Origin of the sequence: Aeromonas sp. FDAARGOS 1402 (assembly GCF_019046925.1) — a bacterium.
Classification (GTDB): Bacteria; Pseudomonadota; Gammaproteobacteria; order Enterobacterales; family Aeromonadaceae; genus Aeromonas; species Aeromonas caviae.
Window position 1 is genome coordinate 2322607 of record NZ_CP077201.1, and the last position, 23813, is coordinate 2346419.

Below are 23813 nucleotides of genomic sequence, written 5' to 3' on the forward strand. Positions count from 1 at the left end.
GCTAGAAAGTGATCACCACCGACCCCGCGCTGCGCTTTGCCTCGCCGTGATAAACCGCTTCGATATTATTGCCGTCCGGATCGAGGACAAAGGCGGCGTAATAGCCGGGGTGATAGGCTCGCTCGCCGGGGGCGCCGTTATCCTGGCCGCCATGGGCCAGCGCTGCCTGATAGAAGCGATCGACTGTGGCGCGGTCCTGCGCCTGGAAGGCGAGGTGATGGCGACCGGTCAGTGCGCCGAGCGCTGCCGGGCTGTCGATGGATGTGACAAACAGCTCGTCAGCCCAGAAGTAACCCTCACCCGCGCCGCCGATTGGCACATCGAGGGTGGCCAGTATGGCCCTGTAAAAGCGCTCGCTGGCGGTCAGGTCTTTCACCACCAGTTGGAGATGGTCGATCAGCCGACCCCGATGCAGTGTGTGCGTTTCCATACATTCACTCCACTCGACATGGTTGAATCAGTCATTTACCTCTTGCCGGTTGTGCCCTTTGGCGACGCTACCGCCCTGAATGTCAGCTTCCAGCTTGCTGCGATTGACCAATTGGGCGTGGTTGGCATGGCTCATGGGAGACTCCGACGAGGCGTGTGTTGCCAATTGGCTATATTAACGGCCCGCGAGCGAAGGGAAAGGAGGAAATGGCGAATTGCCGGGCAAGATCAACAAATGGAGGCCAGCCCGAAAGCCTGGCGTCCGGGCTGGATTGGCGAGAGGGGGAGAGGATAGGTAAAAGGGGGTGAGTGGCCACCAACTGGTGAGCCTCTTGCTGCCTGTACGGGAGTGGTTGCCCGGCCTCTGGCCGGCCGGGGGATCAGTTGCCCGGGATCTCGCTGCAGTTAAGGGTGGGCTGACCGTAGCGCTCCAGCATGGCGTCGCTCCCCTTGGTCCAGAAGGTGAGGTTTTGCCCCTCGTACCGGGCGCCGCTGGCGCTGGGGGTCTCATAGGCGAGCACCTGTTGCTGGTTGTTACCCTCGCTCAGGTTGATCATGGCGGCGGGCCGCTTGGCCTCGTTGTAGAAGTAGGTGGAGAGGGTGACGCTCTTGCCGCACTGGTAATCGACCGGTGTCGGCACCTTCAGTTGGCCGCCTTTTATCTGCAACTCGGTGATCCGCAACTGGTAGCTCTCTTCCACGCACTGGCGCAAGTCGCCCGCCTTCCAGCAGTCGTTGCGCCCCTTGATCCAGCCGCGCTGGATGGCGCGCTCGCTCTTCTGCTGCTCGGGGGAGAACCCGGCAATCGCCTTGGGATAGAGGGCTGACAGCTCGTTATCCAGCGCAGCCAGTCCGGCATCCTTGCAAATGAGGGTTTCGGCGGCGCCTTTCGCCTTGGCGCATTCGAAGGACGGGGTGGCCGCCGCGGCCAGCAGAGGGGAAAACAGCAGGGTTCCAAGCAAGATCTTGTTCATCGACAGGGCTCCAACAGGGGGCATGATGCCCCGTGATCAGAGCACACTTTACACCCGAAGTAGGCAGGAGCACCCCGTGTTTTTGGGTGTCGGGCGGCCCTGCATGGCAATCAGACGCCGGCCAGCGCCAAGGTCTGGCGGCTGCGCCACAGCCGCTCGTGGAAGAAGAAGACGACGGTGTTGATGGCAGGTTCGATCAGTGCCATCACGCCGCCGGTGAGCAGCTCGCCACTCAGCAGGTAGGCGACACCGAAGGCCACCGAGAAGTGGACCAGGGCGAAGCTGCTGGTCTTGGCCTGCAGGCTGTGTTCAGGCTTGAGCTTGTGCCAGCCAAGGTCGTGGAAATAGAAGGCGACCGTGTTCACGGCGGGCTCGATGAGGGCGATCAGGCTGGCGGTGAGCAGTTCGCCGGTCAGCAGGTAAGCCACGGTGAAGGCGACACAAAAGTGCAGGATGGCGAAGCTGATGGTCTTTTTCATGGTGGTGTCTCCTCTGGCGATGAAGGCAGTATCACCCAGAATTACATCAAATGAAAACCATTCTCATCTATCGGCGAAATAGAAAATGCCTATCGACCGGGGGAGGCACCACCAGATTGGGAGTTGCCCGGGACCGCAGCGGCGCTAGAGTGTGCCTTTTGCCATGAAAAAGGAGCTTTCATGACCATCAACTCCAACCTGTTTGTTCTCTTCATGCTGCTGCTGATGATCGTCGTCGGCGTGGTGGCCTGGCGACTGGCCCGGCGCAAGAGCCGCCACCCGGGGCTTGTCACCTTCCTGTGCGTGCTGCTCTGCCTGGTGCCGCCCTTTGCCCTGCTGGCGCTGCTCATTCTGGCGCTCTGGCGGGACATGCCCGCAGGCGCCGATGCCAGGCAAGCCTAGTTTCTTCCGCTACTGCCGCAGTCATAGAAAAGCCCCTTGCGGGGCTTTTTTACTTGGAATGTCCCGCGCAGCAGGTGGCCGGTTGGAAGGGGCAAGATCGGGTGATGGCCCTACCTGCCGAGGCCAGCGATCCGAGCATGGGCCTCGCGCATTCCCTGCTCCGCCCCGTGGGGGCGCAGATCCATCCCCTCTGCGTAGACGAATTCCACCTCCGCGATGCCCATCAGGCCGAGCACGGATTGGAGGTAGGGGGTGACCGCATCCGTCGCCTGTCCCTGATGCACGCCGCCGCGGCTGCTGAACACCAGGGCGTTGACCCCCTCCACCAGCCCCATGGGGTAGGTGTCGGTGTAACGGAAGGTCACCCTGGCCCGCGCCACCAGATCGAACCAGTTCTTGAGGGGTGTCGGTACATTGAGGTTGTACATGGGGGCGCCGATCAGCAGCAGGTCGGCGGCCTTGAGTTCGGCAATCAGCCGATCCGACAGCGCCACCGCCTGCCGGATGGCCTCATTGGCCGGTTCAGCCCCGCGCAGGGCGTGAAACAACGGGCTGTTGAGGGCGGGCAAGTCGAGGGCGGTCAGGTCGCGCACCGCCACCTGGTCCTGATGGCCCTGCTCCCGGCGTGTTTGCAGGAAGCGCTCCATCAACTGGTTGGTGCGGGATGCGGGGCCGTTGAGGCTGGATTGCAGCAGCAGGATCTGGCTCATGAGGGGAACTCCATCTGAAACGTGTGAAGAATGAAGGGAGCTTACCAGTCATTTTTTTCCGCAGTGCTGATAGTATTTCGCCATATTGGTTCCAAAAGGTATGCAATAGATGGCAAACACGCTCAACGGCATCGATCTCTTCGCCACCGTGGTGGAGGCGGGCAGCTTCGCCCAGGCGGCGGAGCGGCTTCACCTCACCCGCTCGGCGGTGGGCAAGGGGGTGGCGCGGCTGGAGCTGCGTCTCGGCGTGCAATTGTTTCATCGCACCACCCGCAGTCAGAGCCTGACCGAGGAGGGGGCGCTCTTCTATCGCCACTGCCTGCGGGCGCTGGAGGAGGTGCGTCTTGGGGAAGCGGCGCTGGCCAGCAACAAGCTCACCCTCAACGGCAGATTGAAGGTCTCCATGCCGGTGCTGTTCGGCCAGCAGTGCGTGGCCCCCATTTTGCTGGCGCTGGCGAAGGCGCATCCCGGGCTGGCCCTGGAGCTGTCGTTCAGCGATCGCAAGGTGGATCTGGTGGAGGAGGGGGTGGATCTGGTGATCCGCAACGCAGAGCCGCCGGACAGCCTGGATCTGGCGGCACGCAGGCTCGGGGAGCACGGCATGACGCTCTGTGCCTCGCCCGCCTATCTGGCCGAGCGGGGGGAACCTGTGACCCTGGCCGAGTTACCGGAGCACGAGTGCATCGCCTATCTGCGCCAGGGGCGGGTGCTGTCGTGGTGGTGGCAGGAGGCCGAGGCATGGCGCGAAGTCCAGCCCAGAGGGCGGTTGCAGATGGACGATCTCAACGCCATCACCCAGGCGGCCATCGCGGGCTTTGGTCTCGCCTGGCTGCCGACCTGGCTGGCGCGGCCACACGTTGAGCGGGGCGAGCTGCGCGAGCTGCTGGCCCGGTTGCCGGGTCGGCGCTATCCCATCAACGCCCTCTGGCCCCATGGTCCGCATCTGCCCCTCAAGACCCGGCTTGCCATCGACTGGCTGGCGAGCCGCCTGCCCGAGCGGCTGGCCAGCGTGAACGAGCCGAGTCATCAGCCCCAATGAAAAAGGGCCTGCTGTGACAGGCCCTTTTTCATTTTCTGTGGTTCCGAGGGTCAGGCTTCGGCCTTGTTCAGCCACTCCACCCTGTACTGGGCGCCGGCGCCCTGGGCCAGCTTGGCGCACAGGGGTTTCAAGAAGGCCTCGATCTGCTCGTCCAGCATCCAGGGGGGGCTGACGATGAGCATGCCGGAGCCGTTCATGCCCCAATCGCTGGTCTGGCCGGCCACTTCCAGCTCGGCCACCAGGACGTTGCCGAAGTTCTCGCGCTTGATCGCTTTGAGCATGTCGCGGGACTTGTCCGCCTCTTGCCCGAGGATGGGATACCAGAGGGCGTAGATGCCGGTGGCCCAGCGCTTTTGCGCTTTTTTAAGGGTATCGACCACGGCGAAGTAATCTTCCTTCAGCTCATAGGGGGGGTCGATGAGCACCAGGCCGCGGCGCGGGGTGGGGGGCAGCAGGGCGACCAGCCCTTCGAAGCCGTCGCGATGGTGGACGGCGACGCGGGGGTCGTACCCCATGTTGGCGCGAAGATCCTCCACCTCGTTGTTGTGCAGCTCCATCAGCGCCAGCTTGTCCTGATCGCGGATAAGGCGGCGGGAGAGCTCCGGCGAGCCGGGGTAGTAGTGCAGCTGACCATCGCTGTTCATCTCCTCGATGACACCCAGATAGGGGGCCATGGCGGACCACTGGGCCCGCTCATCCCAGAGGCGTTTGATCCCGTCGGCGTATTCCGCTTTCTTCTGGGACCAGTCGCCGCGCAGGTCGTAGAGACCGCCACCGGCATGGGTGTCCAGCACGATGAAGGGTTTCTCCTTCTTCTTGAGGGACTCGATGATCAGGGCCTGGACGGCGTGTTTGAGCACGTCGGCGTGGTTGCCGGCGTGAAAGGCGTGGCGGTAGCTCAGCATATGAGATCTCTGAGGGGGCCCTGCTGGGCACCCAGTAACGATAGATAGTGAAACAGGTTGCGGCTGTCGCCGCGAAACAGGGCGAGGGTGCGCAGGGTCTGCAGCAAGACCCCCTGTTGCAGCCGCTCCAGCTCCAGTTCGTGGGCCAGCATGGTCTGGTACTCCTCGGCCCCCACCCGTGACTTGGCCTGCTGGCGCAGGGTGCGCCAGGGGAGCAGCACCGCCTCGGTCTGTACCAGGGCCGGTTGCAAGTCCGTGAGGTCGACCGGGATCCGGAGCAGGTCGAGGTGGTGCAGCAGGAGCGCCAGGTTGACGTTGCCCCCCTGGCTCTGTACGTGGAGCCAGTCCTGGCTGCGCTGGCCATAGGCGCCTGTGCTCCATGTCCAGAACTCGGAAGGAGTGGGCAAGGCGTCGGGGCTGACCCGCTCGCTGGCCATCAAGGCTTCATCACGCAAAGAAGGCCTGCTCCATGGTTTCCAGCTCTTCAGAGAGGCTCATCCACTCCAGCTCGACGTGCTCCAGCTCCTCCTTGAGGGGGCCCTGGGACTTGAGCAGCTCGGAGAGCTTGCCCTTGGCGCTCTCTTCATAGATGGCGGGATCGGCGAGCTGGTGCTCGATGTCGGCGAGCCTGCCTTGCAGCTTCTCCATGCTGGTTTCGAGCTTCTCCAGCTTCTGGCGAAGCGGCCGGGTTGCTTGCCGGAACTGGGCCTCAAGGCGCTTCTGATCCTTGCGCGCCACCGCCGAGTTGGCGGAAACGGGGCCATCTGCCGGCTTGGCATTGGCCTCTTTCTCCTGCTCGCCGAGCCACTTGTGGTAGTCGTCGAGATCCCCATCGAAGGGCTCGACCCGGCCGCCGTGGACCAGATAGAAGTCATCCGTGGTGGTGCGCAGCAGATGACGGTCGTGAGAGACCACCACCATGGCTCCCTCGAACCCTTGCAGGGCCATGGTCAGGGCGTGGCGCATCTCCAGATCCAGGTGGTTGGTCGGTTCATCCAGCAGCAGCAGGTTGGGCTTTTGCCAGGTGATGAGGGCCAGCACCAGACGCGCTTTCTCACCGCCGGAGAAGGGGGCCACCTTGTCGAGTACCTTGTCGCCGTGAAAACCGAAGCTGCCGAGGTAGTTGCGAAGCTCCTGCTCGGTCTTGTCCGGGGCCAGGCGCACCAGGTGATCGAGGGGGCTGTCATCGAGGCGCAGGGTCTCGAGCTGATGCTGGGCGAAGTAGCCGATGCTCACCCCGGCGCTCACCTCCAGCTTGCCGGAGAGGGGCGGGTTGGAGCCCGACAGCATCTTGATGAAGGTGGACTTGCCCGCGCCGTTGCGACCGAGCAGGCCGATGCGCGACCCCGGCACCAGGTTGAGCTTGATCTTCTCCAGGATCACCTTGTCGCCGTAACCGGCGCTGAGGTTCTCCATGGCAATGAGCGGGGTCGGCAGAGCGGAGGGCTCGCGAAACTCGAAGCTGAACTCGGAGTCGGCGTGGGCGGGCAGGATCTTCTCCATCCGCTCCATGGCCTTCAAGCGGCTCTGGGCCTGACGGGCCTTGGAGGCCTTGTAGCGGAAGCGGTCCACATAGGATTGCATGTGGGCCATCTCCCGTTGCTGCTTCTCGTACATGGACTGCTGCTGGGCCAGGTGCTCGGCCCGTTGCAGTTCGAAGTCGGAGTAGCCGCCGCTGTATTCGTTGAGCTTGCCGTTCTCGATATGGATGATGCGATTCACCACGGAGTCGAGGAAGTCGCGGTCGTGAGAAATGAGCACCAGCGTGCCCTGATAGCCCTTGAGCCACTTCTCCAGCCAGATGACGGCGTCGAGATCCAGGTGGTTGGTCGGTTCATCCAGCAGCAGCAGATCGGAGCGGCAGAGCAGCGCCTGGGCCAGGTTCAGGCGCATGCGCCAGCCACCGGAGAAGCTTCTGACCGGCGAGTCGAGCTGATCGCCGCCAAAACCCAGACCGTGCAGCAGCTCGGCGGCGCGGGCACGAATGCTGTAGGCACCTATGGTATCGAGCTTGCCGTGCAGCTCGGCCACCAGCAGACCGTTGTCATCCGCCTCGGCCCGGGTGAGCTCGGCCTCCAGGGCGCGGAACTCCTTGTCGCCGTCGATCACGTATTCGAGCGCGGAGCAGTCCAGCGCCGGGGTCTCCTGGGCCACGCCGGCAATCTGCCAGCCGGCGGGCAGGCTGAAGCTGCCGTTGTCGATGGCCAGCTCGCCCCGCACCAGCGCAAAGAAGGTGGACTTGCCACAGCCGTTCTTGCCCACCAGGCCCACCTTGTGGCCGGGGTGTATGGTAGCGGACGCGTTGTCCAGCAGCGTGCGGCCGCCGCGGATCAGTTCGATTTGACTGGCAACTATCATGGATGGGTCTGCTTGGCTCGATTGAAGGAGAGAAACTGGCGCGGATCTTACGTGAAATGACACAAATTTGCACTTGAGGGCGGGGGGGATGGCTGCCGCCGGAAAAACGTGTCATAACAGAGACATCTGGGGGGCAGGAGGCTGACCATGTTGATTAAAGAGATCATGACGACCCGGGTCGCGACCGTTTCCATGGATGACAGGCTGAGCGTCATCAAGGAGATCTTCGAGCAGGCCCATTTCCGCCACCTCCTGGTGGTGGAAGAAGAGGAGTTGGTGGGGGTCATCTCGGACCGGGATCTGCTGCGTGCCATCAGCCCCTATCTGGACACGGATGCCGAGATGAACCGGGACACCGAGACCCTCAACCGGCGCGCCCACCAGATCATGAGCCGTGAACCCATCACCGTCTCCCCCGAACGCTCCCTGAAAGAGGCCGCCGGCCTCATGCTGGAGCACCAGATCTCCTGCCTGCCTGTGCTGGAAAACGGCGCCCTGGTGGGCATAGTGAGCTGGAAGGATCTGCTGAGGGTGATGCGCGGCTGGCAGCCGGTCTGACGGGGCGGGGAAGGTGTGCGGGGAGCCCGTGTCGCCCGGCAGGGCCCCTGCTTCTCGCCTTGTTGAAGTATTAAACTGCATTTATCCCGTTTTATAGATCACTTGTATTGCTATTTTGATTTTCTTGGTCATAAATTCCGCAAGAATTATTTCGCGTGACACTATGTGTCGCGGCGTCAGGCGGAATTGATGCTTTTATAATTAATCGTTCGCCGCTTCAGTTCCCATCAAGGTTTCCGGATCTACCTTAGGCCATCGGCACATCAACCGATCATCACGACCGAACTCTGGTCTGACAGAGAGTGCTTACACCTGAGGAAAGAACAATGAAAAAGACAGCATTGACGATGGCCATCTCCAGCCTGCTGCTGGCCGGTGGTGCACAGGCCGCCAACGTTTACGATCAGAATGGTACCAAACTGGACATCGGCGGCCGCGTCAACGGCATGTACTACGGCACCGATGACAACGCCACCGAAGGCGATGCCAGCTACCTGCGTCTGCACATCGCAGGTGAAACCAAGGTTGACGAGGATCTGACCGCGTTCGGCTTCGCCGAGTACAACCTGCCGGTTTCCGGTTCTGACAACGACGAGCTGCGTTACGCCTATGCGGGCATCAAGCACGATCGCTTCGGTGCCTTCAGCTACGGTCGCCAGGACGGTCTGTTCACCAAGGCGGTGAACAACTACACCGACGTGCTGCCGGAGTGGGGTGGTGATGGTCTGGGCAAGGACACCGAGGTGTTCGGTACCGGTCGTACCAACGGCCTGGCCCAGTACATGTACAACTGGCAGGGGCTGACCCTGGGTGCCCAGTTCACCGGCAACAACGACCCGCAGAACGCGAGCCGCAGCGAGCGCGTCGGTCCGAACAGCACCTGGAGCCCGAAAGGTTCTTCCGAGGGGTATGCCCTCTCTGCCAACTATGACTTCAACATGGGCCTGAGCCTGGGTGCCGCCTACAACCAGGCAGGCAAGACCGACGAACAGGCCGAGAACGTGAGCTTCGGCGGCGACAACGACGCCAAGCTGTTCGGGGTGGGCGCCAAGTATGCCGTCGGCAACCTCTACATGGCCGCCACCTACTCCCACGGTGAAGATCACCTCTTCGTGGACACCGGCTCCATGCGCGGTTACGCCGAGAAGATGGATGGCTACGAAGCGGTCGTGCAGTACAACATCACGCCGAAGTTCAAGCCCTCCCTGGCCTACCTGCGTACCGACGTGAAGGACAGCGCTCACGGCATCGATGACACCGCGACCGAATACGTCTCCGTGGGTGCCTGGTACAACTTCACCGACAACTTCAATGCCTACGTGGACTACAAGATCAACCTGCTGGACGAAGTGGGTTCCACCGGCAAGAACAGCCTGAACAAGTCCACCGACGACATCGTCGCCGTGGCCCTGCAGTACAACTTCTAAGTCGTCCCGGACGCACTGCACATCTCAGGACCGGCCCATGTGGCCGGTCTTTTTGTTGCTGGCGGACCGCGCTGGATGACAAGAGCGGCACGCCGGGGTTCAGCAATGGCCCTGTGTGGTCGATACCCTTGTTGTCGGGGCCGGTGCGTGGCTGTGCTTGCCATGAGGCAGTGATGGGGCGATGATCACGCCCCGTGGTCAAGATCCTATCTTTCCTCGACGCTTTTCATTATTTCTATATAGGCTTGCGTTGTCCCGACAGGGAAAGCGGGGCTGGTTGGCATGTCGCAGCTCCGGTGCGGGGCAATTTCGGGAAATGGACGTAAGGGCGTTATATGGCGAGCATATTGGATTCAGTGGATCAACGTACCCAGCTTGTAGGGGAGAATCGCCTGGAACTGCTGATGTTCCGTTTGGGTGCCCAGCAACTGTTTGCGATCAACGTCTTCAAGGTGCGGGAAGTGGTCAAGCTGCCTCATCTGAACAAGATGCCGGGGTCCCACCACAACATCAGCGGCGTCGCCAACATTCGCGGCGTCTCCATCCCCGTCATCAACCTGCGCGGTGCCATCGGGATGCGTCCCATGGCCATCGATCAGGAGTCCAACCTCATCATCACCGAGTACAACCGCACCATTCAGGGGTTCCTGGTGGGGCAGGTGGCCCACATCGTCAACATGACCTGGAAGGACATACTGCCGCCGCCCCGTTCGGCGGGTCGTGCCAACTACCTCACCGCCATCACCCGCATCCCGGAAGGGGGCGTTGACCAGATCGTCGAGATCATCGACGTGGAGAAGGTGCTGGCGGAGATCATCACCTATGACGTGCGCATCTCGTCCGAGGTGCTGGACGAAGAGATCCTGCCCCAGATGCAGGGACGTCGGGTGCTCATCGTCGATGACTCCAGCACGGCCCGCAACCAGGTGCGCGAGACCCTCGCCCAGCTTGGGCTCGAGGTCATCGAGTGCCAGGACGGCTTGCAGGCCCTCAAGCTGCTCAAGGGGTGGTGCGATGCGGGCAAGAAGGTGACCGACGAGATCATGCTGATGATCACGGATGCCGAGATGCCGGAGATGGATGGTTATCGCCTGACTCACGAAGTGCGCAGCGATCCGCGCATGTCCGATCTCTTCATCACCCTCAATACCTCCCTGAGCGGCAACTTCAACGAGGCCATGGTCAAGAAGGTGGGGTGTGATCGCTTCATCTCCAAATTCCAGCCCGACTTGCTGGTGGACGTGGCCCAGCAGCGGATGCGGCAGATCCTGGGCCGTTGAACCCGGCACGCCGAACCATGAAAAAGCCCCCGCCATGCGGGGGCTTTTTCATGGGCAAGGGGAAGGGCCATGGGCCCGGCCACCGGGTTATTGTGTCAGCAGAGGCTCGACAAAGCGGGCGACCTTGTCGCGGATCCGGGGCTGGGCGGCGGCCGTCGGGTGCAGTCCATCGTTCATCATGAGTTCAGGGCGCAGCACAATATCATCCAGAAAGAAGGGCATCAGCGGCAGGTCGTTGGCCTTCGCAAGATCCGGGAAGATCTGCTCGAACTGCTGCAGATAGCGCGCCCCATAGTTGCGGGGTAGCAGGATCTGGGTCAGCACCGTCTTCGCCTGGTGCGCCCGGGTGAGCTCGATCATCTTGGTCAGGTTGGCCCGGGTGATGGCGGGAGCAAAGCCCCGCAGCCCGTCGTTGGCGCCGAGTTCGATCAACACCCAGTCCGGTTTGTGGGTTTCAAGCAGGGCGGGCAGGCGGGCCAGGCCGCCCTGGGTCGTTTCACCGCTGATGCTGGCATTGATGAGGGTGTGTTCTCCCCCCTGCTGCCGCCACTTTTCATTGAGCAGGGCAGGCCAGCTCTGTTCGGCCTGCATCTGGTAGCCGGCGCTCAGGCTGTCGCCCAGTACCAGCAGGGTCTGGGCCTGGACGGACGCTGCCCAGCAGCACAGGCAACTCACGGCAAACAAGAGACGCATCATGCAGTCAACTCCCACGTTCTATTGTCATTACAGGTTCAGGCAAACAGGATACCCAAGATGAGTTCAACGCCCATTATCGCCGTCAGGGGACTCGGTAAAACCGTTCGCCTCGGTCAGGAAAGCCTCACCATCCTTGAAGGGATCGATCTGCAAGTCAATACCGGCGAGACGCTGGCGCTGGTCGGTGCGTCCGGTTCCGGCAAGTCCACTCTGCTCGGTTTGCTGGCCGGTCTCGATCTGCCGAGCAGCGGCGAGATAGAGATCCTCGGCCACTCCCTCACCCGGCTGGACGAGGAGGGACGCGCCAGGCTGCGGGCCGAGCAGGTGGGGTTCGTGTTCCAGTCGTTCCTGCTGCTGCCCACCCTGAGCGCCCTGGAAAACGTCATGTTGCCGGCCGAGCTGCGGGGGGAGACCGACAGCGAGCCCCGTGCCCGGGAGCTGCTGGCCCAGGTCGGTCTGGGGGAGCGGTTGCACCACCTGCCGCCGCGCCTCTCTGGCGGCGAGCAGCAGCGGGTCGCCATTGCCCGTGCCTTCATGACCCGCCCCAGCCTGCTGCTGGCGGACGAGCCCACCGGCAACCTCGACAGCAAAACGGGGGAGACGGTGATCGAACTGCTGTTTCGTCTCAACCGCGAGCACAACACCACCCTGGTGGTGGTGACCCATGACCATGAGCTGGCCCAGCGCTGCCAGCGGCAGCTGGTGATGTCAGCCGGGCGGCTGGAGGCACAGGCTGTCATGGCGGCCAGGGTGGGAGAGCTGTCATGAGTCAGTGGCGACTGGGATTGAAGCTGCTGCGTCGGGAAGGGTTCAGCGGCGAGCTGCGCTGGTTTGTGCTGGCGCTGGCGCTGAGCGTCGCCTGCGTGCTCAGCGTGGCTCTGGTGGCGGATCGGCTGGACGCGGGGCTCAAGGCCTCCGGGCGGGATTTCATCGGAGGGGACAGGGTGCTGCGCTCCGCGACGCCGGCACCGGCAGAGTGGCTGGCGCAGGCGCACCAGGAGGGGCTGGCCGTGCAGACCACGGTCAGCTTCAACAGCATGCTGTTTCACGGCGATACCCTGCAACTGGCCTCCATCCGCGCCGTGCCCGGGGATTTTCCCTTCTACGGCAAGCTGGAGCTCACTCCCCAGCGCGCCCCGGCACCCGGCGAGATCTGGCTCTCCGCCAGGGTGATGCAGCTGCTCGGCGCCAAGGTGGGGGAGGCACTCGAGGTCGGCAACACCCGGCTGACGGTGGCTGGGGAGCTGGGCCAGGAGCCGGATCAGGGGTTCAGTCCCTTCCAGATGGCGCCAAGGGCCTTGATCCACAGCGCCGATATCGAGGCGACCGGGGCCCTGCTGCCGGGCAGTCGCCAGCAGTGGCGCTATCTCGTCAAGGGGCCCCGTGACGCCATCGCCCGCTATGAGGCCTGGCTCAACCCCAGGCTGAGCGCCGGGCAGAAGCTCGTCAAACCCGACGATCAGGGTACCCAGGTGGGGAAATCCCTGGGCAATGCCGAGCGCTTCTTCCGTGTGGCATCCCTTGCCGGCGTGCTGCTCGGCGCCCTGGCCATGGGGATAGCGGTGCGCCATTTCGCCGAGCGCCAGACCAACATGGTGGCCCTGCTCAAGACCCTGGGGGCCTCGCGGCGCACCCTGTGGCAACTGATGGGCACCCTGCTGTTCTCCCTGACCCTGGTGGGGGCCCTGATGGGGCTGGTGGCGGGCAGCGCCATGCAGTGGCTGACCCTGAACCTGCTGGGGGATCTGCTGCCTGCGGATCTGCCGCCCCCCTCCTGGCGACCCTTCGCCCTGGGCCTCGCGGTCGCCTTCTTCATCACCCTGATGCTGGCGTTCGTCCCCTTCCTGAGGCTGCTCAAGGTACCGCCGCTGCGGGTGCTGCGCCGGGAGCTGGAGGCGGGGATCCCTCCCTGGCTGACGGTGCCCGTGGGGCTCATCGGGCTGTTTGCCCTGGTGTGGGGCTTTACCGCCGACATCAGGCTGGCCTGCGGGCTCATCGGCGGCATGGGGGTGTTGATGGCGCTGCTGGCCCTGCTCGCCTCCGTGCTGCTGCGCCTTGGCAGTCGGCTCAAGGGGCCCCATGCCCTGCGCCTGGCCATCAATCACCTCTCCCGTGAGCGGGGTAGTGGTCTGTTCCAGCTGGCGGGCTTCGCCCTGGCCCTGATGCTGTTCGGGCTGCTGTGGGCGGCGCGGGTCGATCTGCTGGAGGATTTTTCCACCCGGTTGCCTGCCGACGCCCCGAACCGCTTCCTGGTCAATGTGGCGGACAGCGAACGGGAAGGGATCCTGGCCGATCTGCACCAGGCCGGGGCCATCACCTCGGACTTCTACCCCATGGTGCGCGGGCGCCTGACCCGTATCGCCGGTGAGGCGGTGGGGGAGGATGCGGCGCGGGAGGGGGTGGACAGAGAGCTCAACTTCACCACCACATCGGCCCTGCCCGCCGACAACAAGGTCACTGCCGGTCAATGGCTGGCCGGCAAGGGGGAGGTCTCCGTCGACGAGGCACTGGCGGGACGGCTCGGCATCGCACTCGGCGACGTGCTCGGCTTCACCATAGAGGGGCGGGCGTTCGAGGCCAGGGTGACCAGCCTGAGGTCCATCAAGTGGGACAACATGAGGCCGAACTTCTACATGATCTTCTCGCCGGACGTGCTGGCCCCCTTCTCCCAGACCTGGCTCGGCAGCTATCGTCTGCCGCCTGAGGGGCGAGGGGCAGAGGTGGAACTCATCCGCCGCCACCCCACGGTGAGCCTCATCGATGTGGAGGATCTGATAGGCCGCCTCACTTTGGTCTCCGATCAGGTGAGCCGCGCCCTGGGGTTGATGCTCGGGCTGGTGACGGTAGCCGCCCTGCTGGTGCTGCTGACCCAGACCCAGGCCGGCATGGCCCATCGGCGCCGGGAGCTGCTGCTGATGCGCACCTTGGGGGCGGGCAGCGCCCTGCTCGAGAAGATGCTGCGCTGGGAGCTGGTGGCGAGCGGTGCCCTAGCAGGGCTCTGCGCCGCCATGGTGGTGGAGCTCTGCTCCTTCGGTCTGCAGTGGTGGTGGGAGGGGGCGCAGTGGCAGTTCCACTGGGCCATCTGGGCTGCACTCCCCCTGCTTGGGGCCGTGCTGGTGACCCTGGCCGGACAAGGCATGCGCCGCCAACTGCTGGCGGGTACCCTGAGCGACCGGCTCAGGGGGTTGGGGCAGGGGCTGCTCTGATGGCTCGACACATCCCGACCTCGGTCGGGATGTGTCATTGGGTCAACGGGGTGAGTGCAGCAGATTGTCCAGAGCGCCGGGCAGGGCCGGGAAGCTGAAGTGAAAACCGGCCTGCTGCAAGCGGGCGGGCAGCACGTGCTGTCCGGTGAGCAGCAGATCCGCGGCCTCTCCCATCAGGAGTCGCAGGAGGGGGGCCGGTACGAAGAAGAGGTGCGGGCGATGGAGCGTGGCGGCCAGGGTCTCGCTGAACCGGCGATTGCTGACCGGTTGCGGGGCCGTGCCGTTGAAGATGCCGTCACACTCGCCGTGCTCGATGAGAAACAGCATGGCCCGCACCAGATCCTGCACGTGGATCCAGCTCATCATCTGGGTGCCGCTGCCCATGGGGCCGCCGAGGCCGAGGCGGTAAGGGGGCAGCATCCTGGGCAAGGCGCCCCCCTCCATGCCGAGTACCAGGCCGATGCGCAGGATGCAGACCCGGGTCTGGGCCGAGCGGGCCTGCTGGGCAAGCTGCTCCCACTGCTGACAGAGACGGTGGGTGAATTCGTCGTGAGGGCTCTGGCATGTTTCATCCAGAGGGGCGTCATCCTGGCGGCCATACCAGCCGATGGCGGAGGCATTGAGCAGCAATCTGGGGGGCGTGCTGGAGAGTTTGACGAGATCCACCAGCTGTTCGGTCAGCAGCCAGCGGCTGTTGCAGAGCAACTGCTTGCGGGGCTCGCTCCAGCGTCCGGCGGCGATGGGTTCGCCGGCCAGGTTGATGACGATGTCCACGTCATTGAGGTGATCCAGCCTGTCCAGGCTGTCCAGCAGGGTGACATCGTGGCCGAGCAGCTCGTAGGCCCGGCTGCCCTGACGGGTCAGCACGACTACTTCGTGCGCCACCTTGAGGTGTGCCACCAGACGGCGGCCGATAAACCCCGTGCCCCCCGTGATCAGTATCTTCATGTCCTGCCTCCCTGACGCTCTAGGGTCTACTCTAGAGCCTGGGTGCCCGATGGACAAGCTCCTGTTTTTATGAGCATTATGATTTTTGTCTCCCAAGACGCCGCCCCCTTTGTTCACGGGGCAGCCGGGCTTTGCGACCACGGGGGGCGCCGTGGCGCGGCGGTATCAGGGGCTCATTCCGGCTTGCCAAACGGGCGCCAGCGGGTAAACTCGAGCGCTTTTTCGCCATGTTCATGAGGGCCGTTATGCCATTTCGACGTTTGAAGGTGCGTCAATTCTATGTCCGGCTGCTCTGTGCCTTGCTGGCCGGTCTGTTGCCCATGCTCCTTGGGCTCGTCATCGTCATCTGGCAGACCGCCACCGGCGTGAAACAGGATGCGGTGGCGCGCCTGGAACATGCCAGGGTCATGTTCGACCGCACTCTGGACAATGCCCAGTTGGCGGCGTCGGCCCTCACCGGCAGCCTGGGCAGGCCCTGTCTCGAGGTGGTGCAGGGGCTCAGGGATCAGGTGGCCACGGTGCCGGATGTGCGCAGCGTCAACCTGGCCAGGGGAGATCGGATCTACTGCTCTTCCCTCTATGGCCCGGTCGATGGCGGCATCAAGCTGGAAGACTATGTCGGGGGCAGGCTCGACCTGATGAAGGGCAACCCGGTCACCCCGAATCGCCCCCTCATCGCCTACCGGGAAGAGGTGGGCGAGTTCAGCGTGCTGGTGGGGGTCGACGGCTACTACCTGCTCAACATCCTGGACATGCTGAGCCGCAACTCCCCACTGGGGCTGGTGGTCGGCAACGAGATGCTGCTGCGAAACAGCGAGCTCACCGACAAGCTGATCCCCAAGGACCGCAGTGGCTATCTAGAACAGGTCTCGAACAGGTACCCGTTCAAGGTAGTGACCACGGTGTCGGTGGATGAGTACCGTGCCCACATCTGGGACTACTCCAAGGTGGGCGTCATTATTTATCCTCTGCTGAGCCTGCTGCTCGGGGTGGCGGTCTTCTGGCTGATGGGCCGTTCGACTTCGCCGGCCCAGGAGCTGAAACGGGCACTCTCCCAGCAGGAGTTCATCCCCTATCTGCAACCTGTGGTGAACGGGGAGGACGGCCAATGGAGCGGTTGCGAGGTGCTGATGCGCTGGCAACACCCCCGTCAGGGGATGATCTCGCCGGATCGCTTCATTCCCCTGGCAGAGGACAGTGGCCTCATCGTGCCCATGACCCGGCTGCTGATGGCGCAGGTGCGCGAACAGTTTGCGGGTAAGGCGCACCATCTGCCGCGAGGGTTCCACTTCGGCTTCAACATCAGCGCCAGCCACTGCAAGGATCTGAGCCTGGTGGAAGATTGCCGGGATTTCATCAACGCCTTCAAGGGAAATCCCATCAAGCTGGTGCTGGAGCTGACCGAGCGCGAGCTCATCGTGGCGGACGAGACGACGGACCGGCTCTTTGCCGAGCTGCATGCCCTCGGGGTCTTCATCGCCATCGACGATTTCGGCACCGGCCACTCCAGCCTGACCTACCTGCAGACCTTCCAGGTCGACTTCCTCAAGATCGATCAGAGCTTCGTCGGCATGATTGGGTCGGACGCGCTCTCCAGCCACATCGTGGAGAACGTCATCGATCTGGCGACCCGGCTCGGTCTGCAACTGGTGGCGGAAGGGGTGGAGAATCAGGTGCAGGCCGACTATCTGAAGGCCCGCGAGGTGACCTTCCTGCAGGGCTACCTGTTTGGCAGGCCCATGCCCATGAAGGAGTTTGTCAGCCAGCTGGCCGGGCAGGGGCGCTGAGGGGAAAGCGCGAGGCAAAAAAAACCAGCGACCGGGTCGCTGGTTTTTTTATGGCCGGATGGCTCAGAGCATGCGGGCCAGGGCGCGGCACAGACGCTGAACACCCTCTTCCGTGGTCGCCTCATCCACACAGGAGAAGCTCAGGCGCAGGGTATTCTGGATCTCGGGGCGCACATAGAAGGGGGCGCCGGGCACGAAGGCCACCTTCTCCTTGATGGCCTCGTCGAACAGGGCCATGGCACTGACGCTGGGCGGCAGGGTCAGCCAGAGGAACATGCCCCCTTCGGGACGGGTGTAGCTGACGCCGGGCGGACAGTGGCGGGCGAGGGCGGCTTCCATGGCGGCACGCTGGCGACCATAGACCTCCTTGATCTTCTCCAGGTGAGCGTCGAGGGAGTTGTCGGTCAGGAAGCGGTGCAGCACCTGCTGGCTGAAGGCGTTGCTGTGCAGGTCGGTGGCCTGCTTGGCGATGGTGACCTTCTTGCGCAGCCAGTCCGGCACCACCATCCATCCCAGGCGGAAGGCGGGCACCACCGTCTTGGAGAAGGACCCGAGCAGCACGGTGTTGTGGGGGGCCAGCTTGGCGATGGGAGGGAGGTGTTCCCCCTCGAAGCGCAGCTCGCCATAGGGGTCGTCTTCCACCATCAGCAGATCGTGGCGCACCAGGCGCTCCGCCAGGGCTTCCCGGTTGGCGCGGCTGTAGGAAACACCGCTCGGGTTCTGGAAGTTGGGCACGCCGTAGAGCAGCCTGGCGCTGGACCCCTGCTCCAGCAGCGCATCCAGCGCGGCCAGATCCAGCCCCTCTTCCGCCAGGGTAATGGGCTTGAAATTCGGTTGATAGACGGAGAACGCCTGGATGGCGCCAAGGTAGCCCGGCTCTTCGATGATGAGATCCTGCCCCTCGTTCACCAGCACCTTGCCCAGCAGATCCAGCGCCTGCTGGGAGCCGCTGGTGATGAGGATGTTGTCAGGATTGACGGCCATGCCGTGGCGGCTCAGGTAGCGGTCGGCGATGAACTGGCGCAGCGGGGCAAAGCCCTCGGTGGTGGCGTATTGCAGCGCGGCGGCTCCCTGCTCGCGCAGCACGTCCTGGCACGCTTGCTCGATGGCCTTGACCGGGAACAGATGGGGGTTGGGCAGGCCGCCGGCGAAGGAGATGATCTCCGGATTGGCGGCAACTTTGAGGATTTCGCGGATAAAGGAAGGCTCGACCTTCTCGAAGCGCTGGGCAAAAAACGGCTGCATAGGGTTCTCTCTGACTAGGTGGCGGTCGCTCCATTCAACCGCCAGGTTATCCGTTTGTATCAGATTTCAGAAATGAGGCAATGGCTGTCACAAAAATCCATAAAAAAGGGCAGGTTTGGCACCTGCCCGAATTTTATCGTCCCGACCCCGGTCAGGGGCGCAAAAACCCCTGTCAGGGGGGCATCGGGCGGGATGGGGGTCAGAGCCCCGGCGCCTTGAGGAAGCGGATCATCAGGTCGGTATTGGCCCCGAGCTGCTGCTCGATCCGGCCCGGGAAGAGCTCGGCCATCTTGTCGAGGCGATCATGCTCCGTGTGCCAAATCTTGCCCCACTGGGTCTCGCTGTCCCGGTCGCAGGCGCTCTTGGTGGCGTCGTCGTAGCAGTCCCACAGCGCCGGATTGGTGCTCTGGGAGTAGCCGTCATAGCCATCTTCCCCGTTGATGGTGAAGTTGGTGGCCTCCACGTAGGCGATGGGCACCCCCAGGCAGGCAAAGGGGGCATGATCGGACCAGCTGCCGGTCTCCCCTTCCGGGTAGCCGCTGTAGCTGGGGTGGATGGCGAACGGGGTGGCGGTCTGCTGGGAGATGGCCAGCAGGCGATCGCGCACCTTGGGATCGAAGCTGTAGCGGCTCGGGTCGGCGCAGTTGTACTCGGCCACGTCGGAGTGGGCCGAGTGGACATAGACGATGTCACCCCCGGCGATGGTGTCGTAGTTCACCATGGCCAGCAGCTTGGCGACGGCGTCGGTGTCGAGACTGGCGGCATAGGCTCTGGAGCCGTTGAGGCCGTTTTCCTCGGCGCCGAAGAAGGCGAAGCGCACCGTGTAGGGCAGGGTCTCTCCCTTGAGTGCCTCGGCAACCGCCAGCAGGGCGGCGACGCCGGCCCCGTTGTCGGTGGCGCCTTCGGATCCTTTCTTCTCGCCGGTGCTGTCATAGTGGGCACCGATGAGGATCACCTTGTCGCTTTGACCCTTGAGCTCGGCGACGATGTTCTGGGAGGTTCGGTCTGTGCCGCCCCGGGTGTAGGTGAATGGCTGGTTCTGCACCTCGTAACCCCAGCCGGCCAGATGATCCTGGATCCAGGCGGCGGCGCGGGTTTCGGCCTCTGTGCCCGTGGGACGAGCGCCTATCCCTTCTGCGCCAGAGCTCAGTTGCACCAGAAATTCATGGGCCTGAGCTGCGGGGGCAGGGGGTTGGGAGTCGTTGTCAGAGGGGTTGCAACCGGCCAGCAAGGCAGGCAGGACAAGGGCCAACAGGGTTTTCTTCATACTGCAATCCTTTGTTGTATATGGTTTTATTTTTCCGCGTCAGGATGAACCCGACGCCCGGCAGATTCTGTGAAGGGGGTGGCATTTGTCAACCTTGCCGGTGGAAGTGGGCAGTCCCGGGGGATTTGTTGTGGGAAACACTTGCGCCTTGTGCCTATCTTGGGATAATTCGCTCCCCTGTTTTTGCGAACTGATGCAATAACGAGCGATCCATTTATGTCGGCTCTGTTCCAGAGCGATGCAATAACGAGCAATTTACTATGTCTGTGACCCAAGATGTGTTTAACGAAGACGGCAAGTTCATGCGCAAGATCCGCAGCTTCGTCCGTCGCGAAGGCCGCCTGACCAAAGGGCAGGAGAAGGCCCTGGAAGAGCTCTGGCCGGTCATGGGCATCGATTTCGCACCAGAGCCGCTCGACATGGTGGCCCTGTTTGGCCGCGAGGCACCCGTGGTGCTGGAGATCGGGTTCGGCATGGGCGCCTCCCTGGTGGAGATGGCCAAGAACGCCCCCGAGAAGAACTTCATCGGCATCGAGGTGCACTCTCCGGGTGTGGGCGCCTGCCTTGGCACCGCCCAGGAGGCGGGCGTCACCAACCTGCGCGTCATCTGCCACGATGCGGTGGAAGTGCTGGAGCACATGATCCCGAACGGTTCTCTCTCCTGCCTGCAGCTCTTCTTCCCTGACCCCTGGCACAAGAGCCGCCACCACAAGCGTCGCATCGTGCAGCCTGCCTTTGCCCAGGATATCCGCCAGAAGCTTGCCATCGGTGGCGTCTTCCACATGGCCACCGACTGGGAGAACTACGCCGAGCACATGCTGGAGGTGATGAGCGCCGCCGAGGGGTACGAGAACACCTCCGCCACCGGCAACTGGGTGCCCCGTCCCGACTGGCGCCCCCTGACCAAATTCGAGCAGCGTGGCCATCGTCTGGGCCACGGTGTCTGGGATCTGATTTTCAAACGAGTCAACTGAGTCAACGTATCAACTAAGGAGCTATCATGGCCAACCGTAGCCGCCGTCTGCGCAAGAAACTGCGCGTCGATGAATTCCAGGAAATGGGGTTCGACATCAGTTTCAACTTCCCGGTCGGCACCGCCGAAGAGACCATTGATGCCGTGGTCGATGCGCTGATCGACGAGGTGATTGAGCCTCGCAAGCTGGCCTTCGCCGGCTCGGGTCACCTGGCCTGGGAAGGGATGATCTGCACCCAGCAGCTCGGCAAGTGCACCGACGAAGACCGTTCCGCCGTTCAGACCTGGCTGCAAGGCAAAGGGCTGGAGGCTGTGGTGGTCACCGAGCTGTTCGATCTCTGGTACGGCGAGCCGGCCTGATATCTGACTGCCTCCCGGGCAGATAGAAAATCCCGCCGCCGGCGGGATTTTTGTCGGTGGGCTGGCCCCGCCTCGTTTCACGTCATGGAATAGCCAATGGTGTTGTCATCCGAATTACTGGCCGGCATCCTGGAAGAGGTGCGTCCGCTGCTCGGGCAGGGGAAGGTGGCCGATTACATTCCCGCCCTGGCCCAGGTGCCTGCCGACCGGCTGGGGATCGCGGTCTGTACCGTTGAAGGGGAACTGTTCACCGCAGGTGACGCTTTCGAGCCCTTCTCCATCCAGAGTATCTCCAAGGCCCTGAGCCTCACGCTGGCCTTGACCCTCTATCAGGAGGAGGAGATCTGGGCCCGGGTGGGCAAGGAGCCCTCCGGTCAGCCGTTCAACTCCCTCGTCCAGCTGGAGTTCGAGCAGGGCATTCCCCGCAACCCCTTCATCAACGCCGGTGCCCTGGTGGTGAGCGATCTGCTGGAAACCCGGCTCACCGCTCCCCGCCAACGCACTCTGGAACTGGTGCGCCGCCTGTGCGGCAACCCGGCCATCATGGCGGATCAGGTGGTGGCGCGCTCCGAGTACCAGCACTCCGCCCGCAATGCCGCCATCGCCTATCTGATGAAGGCCTATGGCAACTTCGAGAACGAGGTGGACAAGGTATTGCAGAGCTACTTCAATGCCTGCGCCATCCGCATGAGCTGCGTCGATCTGGCACGAGCCTTCGTCTATCTGGCCAACCGGGGCGTCCCCCTTGGCGAGAGCACGCCCCTGCTGCCGGCCCGGACCACCAAGCAGGTCAATGCCCTGCTCGCCACCTGCGGCCTCTATGACGAGGCGGGCGACTTCGCCTACCGGGTCGGCATGCCGGGGAAATCCGGAGTGGGGGGCGGCATCATGGCGCTGATCCCGGGAGAGCTTTCCATCTGCGTCTGGTCACCCGAGCTCAACAAGGCGGGCAACTCCCTGGCCGGGACGGCGGCGCTGGAGCTGCTGGCCGAGCGCCTGGGCCGCTCCATTTTTTAACTCTCTTCACTATGCATCGAGACGACATCATGAAACGAATGACTGGACTGTGGCGAAGCTGCCTGACCGCCTTGCTGCTCTGGTGTGCCTGGCCCGCGCTGGCCGCTGAGCTGCCCCCGCTCTCCCTGGCGGATGCCAAGGGCAAGGAGGCGGTGATCCTGGATACCCGCCCGAGCTATTTCTACCAGGGCTGGCCCATGGACGGGGAGAAGCAGGGGGGCCATGTGGCCGGTGCCGAGCTGCTCTCCGCAGAGTGGAAATACAGTGACGAGGAGTGGCCTGTGGCGCTTGCGAGCAAGGGGCTGAAGGCCGACAAACCCGTCGCCCTCTATGGCACCCCTCGCGAGGTGGCCGAGGTGGCCCGTCTGCTGCGCCAGCAGGGCATCAAGCAGCTGTTCGAGCTGCAGGGATGGAAAGATGCGCCCCGGGAGCACCTGGCACGCTGGCAGCAGCTGGTCCATCCGCTCTGGCTGGCAGACTTGCAGGCAGGCAAGCCGGTCATCGCCGCCCCCAAGGGGGAGTGGAAGGTGTTCGAGGTGGACTGGGGATCCCCCAAGGCCTATCTGCTGAGCCACATTCCGGGAGCCGGCTACATCGACACCAACCGGCTGGAAGGGGAGCCGCTGTGGAACAAGGTCTCTGACGAGGCGCTCAAGGCGCTGCTGCTGGAGAACGGCATCCGTCATGACACCACCGTCATCCTCTATGGCCGCAACACCATGGCGGCGGCCCGTGCGGCCCATCTGATGATGTATGCGGGGGTCGAGGATGTGCGGCTGCTGGATGGCGGGCTGGAGGCCTGGTTCGTGCAGCATCTGCGCACCGAGACCGGTCTGGCCAATACTTTCAAACCGGCCAGGGAGTTTGGCGTGGTCATCCCCGCCCGTCCCGAGTTCTACACCACCCTTGACCAGGCCAAGGCCCTGCTCAAGCAGCCGGACGGCGCCCTGGTCAGCGTGCGCACCTGGGACGAGTTCGTGGGCAATACCTCGGGCTACAGCTACATCAAGCCCAAGGGGGACATTCCCGGGGCCAGATGGGGTCATGGCGGGGTGGATGCCAACAGCATGAGCGACTTCCACAACCCGGACGGCACCATGAAGCCCGCCCGCGAGATCCTCGCCATGTGGGATGAGTGGAATATCGAGCCGACCCAGCAGGCCGCTTTCTACTGCGGCACCGGCTGGCGCGCCTCCGAGGCGTTCTTCTACGCCTGGTTGATGGACTGGAAGCGGATCAGCGTCTACGACGGCGGATGGTTCGAGTGGAGCATGGATCCGGCCAACCCCACCGTCACCGGCGAGCGCAAGCCGGGCAAGTAACTAATAATCCAGAGCAGGCCGGACAGATGTCCGGTCTTTCTTTTCTTGATAGATCATTTTCAATGGCTATAGCAGGTGGATTCTTTCTGTGAATCCTGTTGCTGCAATCAAGGTAAACGGGCCATCCGGTTGAGCTAGGCTTCATCTATCACCGCCAGGGTGAGCGTGAAGAAGGGGAGAGTGATGAAAGCTGTGATGATGCTGGTTTGTCTGTTGGGATTGGCGGGGTGCAGCTCCCAATACATCATGAGCACCAAGGATGGCAAGATGATTGCCACCGACAGCAAACCCAGGTTGGACGAGACCACAGGCATGTATCGCTATTACGATGAAGAGGGGAGGGAGGTGCATATCAACAAGGACGACATCACCCAGATCATGGAGCGTTGAGGCTCTCCTCAAGCAACAAGGGCTGCCCGCGGGCAGCCCTT

At 63.3% G+C, this 23813-nt stretch carries 24 protein-coding genes; 13 read left to right on the forward strand and 11 right to left on the reverse strand.

The window, feature by feature from the left end; genetic code table 11:
* Position 1: 1 nt before the first annotated feature.
* The 3 genes from I6L32_RS11105 to I6L32_RS11115 all read right to left on the reverse strand — a co-directional run bounded on the left by I6L32_RS11105 (position 2) and on the right by I6L32_RS11115 (position 1882).
* The gene (locus I6L32_RS11105; protein WP_043156268.1) at positions 2-430 is read right to left on the reverse strand and encodes a VOC family protein; all 429 of its coding nucleotides are present in this window, start codon (positions 428-430) and stop codon (positions 2-4) included.
* A gap of 379 nt (positions 431-809) precedes the next feature.
* Entirely contained in the window at positions 810-1403 is a 594-nt protein-coding gene (locus I6L32_RS11110; protein ID WP_043156269.1) for an MliC family protein, read from the reverse strand.
* A 110-nt stretch (positions 1404-1513) separates the two neighbouring features.
* Complete coding sequence (locus tag I6L32_RS11115) at positions 1514-1882, reverse strand: DUF2061 domain-containing protein (protein WP_010675518.1); 369 nt, start codon at positions 1880-1882, stop codon at positions 1514-1516.
* Between the two features lie 180 nt (positions 1883-2062).
* Between I6L32_RS11115 and I6L32_RS11120 the strand changes: the two genes are divergently transcribed.
* Positions 2063-2284, forward strand: coding sequence for a hypothetical protein (locus I6L32_RS11120; protein WP_039040192.1), 222 nt, complete (start codon positions 2063-2065; stop codon positions 2282-2284).
* A gap of 110 nt (positions 2285-2394) precedes the next feature.
* Here the strand turns inward: I6L32_RS11120 and I6L32_RS11125 are convergent, their stop codons facing one another.
* Positions 2395-2994, reverse strand: a complete 600-nt coding sequence (locus I6L32_RS11125) for an FMN-dependent NADH-azoreductase (protein ID WP_216943894.1) — start codon at positions 2992-2994, stop codon at positions 2395-2397.
* A gap of 109 nt (positions 2995-3103) precedes the next feature.
* On the opposite strand from I6L32_RS11125, the gene I6L32_RS11130 reads away from it, so the two are divergent.
* A complete protein-coding gene (locus I6L32_RS11130) occupies positions 3104-4033 on the forward strand; it encodes a LysR family transcriptional regulator (RefSeq protein WP_216943895.1) in 930 nt (309 codons plus the stop codon).
* 50 nt (positions 4034-4083) lie between these two features.
* Here I6L32_RS11130 and I6L32_RS11135 read toward each other — a convergent pair whose 3' ends face one another.
* Genes I6L32_RS11135 through I6L32_RS11145 form a run of 3 tightly spaced genes read right to left on the reverse strand, consistent with a single transcriptional unit; the run spans position 4084 to position 7296 of the window.
* A complete protein-coding gene (locus tag I6L32_RS11135; protein WP_109113305.1) occupies positions 4084-4938 on the reverse strand; it encodes a 23S rRNA (adenine(2030)-N(6))-methyltransferase RlmJ in 855 nt (284 codons plus the stop codon).
* A complete protein-coding gene (locus tag I6L32_RS11140; protein WP_045525673.1) occupies positions 4932-5393 on the reverse strand; it encodes a DUF2390 domain-containing protein in 462 nt (153 codons plus the stop codon). Before I6L32_RS11140 ends, I6L32_RS11135 begins: the two co-directional genes overlap by 7 nt.
* A complete protein-coding gene (locus tag I6L32_RS11145; protein ID WP_216943896.1) occupies positions 5386-7296 on the reverse strand; it encodes an ABC transporter ATP-binding protein in 1911 nt (636 codons plus the stop codon). Before I6L32_RS11145 ends, I6L32_RS11140 begins: the two co-directional genes overlap by 8 nt.
* Before the next feature lie 147 nt (positions 7297-7443).
* On the opposite strand from I6L32_RS11145, the gene I6L32_RS11150 reads away from it, so the two are divergent.
* The 3 genes from I6L32_RS11150 (at position 7444) to I6L32_RS11160 (ending at position 10561) form a co-directional block, all read left to right on the forward strand.
* A complete protein-coding gene (locus tag I6L32_RS11150; RefSeq protein ID WP_010675511.1) occupies positions 7444-7854 on the forward strand; it encodes a CBS domain-containing protein in 411 nt (136 codons plus the stop codon).
* 326 nt (positions 7855-8180) lie between these two features.
* Positions 8181-9281: a porin gene (locus I6L32_RS11155; RefSeq protein ID WP_039040188.1), complete on the forward strand. Its 1101-nt coding sequence runs from the start codon at positions 8181-8183 to the stop codon at positions 9279-9281.
* 335 nt (positions 9282-9616) lie between these two features.
* Entirely contained in the window at positions 9617-10561 is a 945-nt protein-coding gene (locus I6L32_RS11160) for a chemotaxis protein CheV (protein WP_041212426.1), read from the forward strand.
* 87 nt (positions 10562-10648) lie between these two features.
* Here I6L32_RS11160 and I6L32_RS11165 read toward each other — a convergent pair whose 3' ends face one another.
* Positions 10649-11257, reverse strand: coding sequence for an arylesterase (locus I6L32_RS11165; RefSeq protein WP_201972651.1), 609 nt, complete (start codon positions 11255-11257; stop codon positions 10649-10651).
* Positions 11258-11314: 57 nt separating this feature from the next.
* Between I6L32_RS11165 and I6L32_RS11170 the strand changes: the two genes are divergently transcribed.
* Positions 11315-12025 carry an ABC transporter ATP-binding protein gene (locus I6L32_RS11170; protein WP_042016058.1) on the forward strand — a complete coding sequence of 237 codons (711 nt, stop codon included), beginning with the start codon at positions 11315-11317 and terminating at the stop codon, positions 12023-12025.
* Entirely contained in the window at positions 12022-14463 is a 2442-nt protein-coding gene (locus tag I6L32_RS11175; protein ID WP_216943897.1) for an ABC transporter permease, read from the forward strand. Before I6L32_RS11170 ends, I6L32_RS11175 begins: the two co-directional genes overlap by 4 nt.
* Before the next feature lie 42 nt (positions 14464-14505).
* On the opposite strand, the gene I6L32_RS11180 is transcribed toward I6L32_RS11175, so the two are convergent.
* Positions 14506-15411 (reverse strand): TIGR01777 family oxidoreductase, encoded by a 906-nt coding sequence (locus tag I6L32_RS11180; protein ID WP_201972650.1) that lies wholly within the window; start codon positions 15409-15411, stop codon positions 14506-14508.
* Positions 15412-15656: 245 nt separating this feature from the next.
* On the opposite strand from I6L32_RS11180, the gene I6L32_RS11185 reads away from it, so the two are divergent.
* Positions 15657-17198 (forward strand): cyclic diguanylate phosphodiesterase, encoded by a 1542-nt coding sequence (locus tag I6L32_RS11185; RefSeq protein ID WP_043156005.1) that lies wholly within the window; start codon positions 15657-15659, stop codon positions 17196-17198.
* A 63-nt stretch (positions 17199-17261) separates the two neighbouring features.
* Here I6L32_RS11185 and I6L32_RS11190 read toward each other — a convergent pair whose 3' ends face one another.
* The gene (locus I6L32_RS11190) at positions 17262-18443 is read right to left on the reverse strand and encodes a PLP-dependent aminotransferase family protein (RefSeq protein WP_041215746.1); all 1182 of its coding nucleotides are present in this window, start codon (positions 18441-18443) and stop codon (positions 17262-17264) included.
* A 199-nt stretch (positions 18444-18642) separates the two neighbouring features.
* A complete protein-coding gene (locus tag I6L32_RS11195; protein ID WP_049636588.1) occupies positions 18643-19710 on the reverse strand; it encodes a M28 family metallopeptidase in 1068 nt (355 codons plus the stop codon).
* A gap of 260 nt (positions 19711-19970) precedes the next feature.
* Here I6L32_RS11195 and trmB point away from each other — a divergent pair, with 260 nt between their 5' ends.
* From trmB to I6L32_RS11220, 5 genes are all read left to right on the forward strand, one after another.
* Positions 19971-20684 carry a tRNA (guanosine(46)-N7)-methyltransferase TrmB gene (gene trmB, locus I6L32_RS11200; RefSeq protein WP_010675501.1) on the forward strand — a complete coding sequence of 238 codons (714 nt, stop codon included), beginning with the start codon at positions 19971-19973 and terminating at the stop codon, positions 20682-20684.
* 26 nt (positions 20685-20710) lie between these two features.
* A complete protein-coding gene (locus I6L32_RS11205) occupies positions 20711-21043 on the forward strand; it encodes a YggL family protein (protein WP_039040181.1) in 333 nt (110 codons plus the stop codon).
* A gap of 96 nt (positions 21044-21139) precedes the next feature.
* The gene (gene glsB / locus I6L32_RS11210) at positions 21140-22060 is read left to right on the forward strand and encodes a glutaminase B (RefSeq protein WP_010675499.1); all 921 of its coding nucleotides are present in this window, start codon (positions 21140-21142) and stop codon (positions 22058-22060) included.
* Positions 22061-22089: 29 nt separating this feature from the next.
* On the forward strand, positions 22090-23382 hold the full coding sequence (locus I6L32_RS11215) for a sulfurtransferase (RefSeq protein WP_043156003.1): 1293 nt from the start codon (positions 22090-22092) through the stop codon (positions 23380-23382).
* 183 nt (positions 23383-23565) lie between these two features.
* Entirely contained in the window at positions 23566-23772 is a 207-nt protein-coding gene (locus I6L32_RS11220) for a YgdI/YgdR family lipoprotein (RefSeq protein WP_041215736.1), read from the forward strand.
* Positions 23773-23813: the final 41 nt, after the last annotated feature.